Origin of the sequence: Rhizobium alarense, assembly GCF_021555155.1 — a bacterium.
In the GTDB taxonomy this organism is placed as follows: Bacteria; Pseudomonadota; Alphaproteobacteria; order Rhizobiales; family Rhizobiaceae; genus Rhizobium_D; species Rhizobium_D alarense.
Map to the genome: position 1 here is coordinate 1 of NZ_JAKGBU010000200.1, position 578 is coordinate 578.

Genomic DNA, 578 nt, shown 5'->3' on the forward strand with positions numbered 1-578 from the left:
TCTCAACGTCTTCGCCATCGAACGGGCGACGGACGAACTGGCGGATGCCTCGGGCACCGATCCGCTCGCCTTCCGGCTGCGGCATCTCGCGGATCCGCGCGGCCGTGCGGTGCTCGAGGCGGTCGCCGTAATGTGCCGCTGGCCGGCTGAACAGGCGGCCGGCGAGGGCCGGGCGATGGGGCTCGCCGTCGCCCGCTACAAGAACAAGGGCGCCTGGCTCGCCGCGGTGGCCGAGGTTGCGGTCGACGAGGAGATCCGGGTCGAACGGCTCTGGCTTGCCGCCGACTGCGGCCGCCTGATCAACCCGCAGGGCGCGCTAAGCCAGATCGAGGGCGGCGCCCTGCAGGCCGTCAGCTGGACGCTGAAGGAAGCCGTGCCGATCGAGGATGGGCGCATTCCGCCGCTCGACTGGAGCGACTACCCGATCCTGCGTTTCTCCGAAGTGCCGGTGGTCGAGACGCGCTTCATCGCGCCTGCGGGCGCGCCGCCGCTCGGCGCCGGCGAGGCGGCGCAGGGGCCGGTCTCTGCGGCGATCGGCAACGCCGCCTCGCGCGCGCTCGGCCTCCAGATGCGCGACC

At 73.0% G+C, this 578-nt stretch carries 1 protein-coding gene; it reads left to right on the forward strand.

The features are described 5' to 3' along the window. Nucleotides 1-578, forward strand: a 578-nt coding sequence (locus tag LXM94_RS25995) for a molybdopterin cofactor-binding domain-containing protein (protein WP_235774788.1), incomplete at both ends; no start/stop codon positions are given.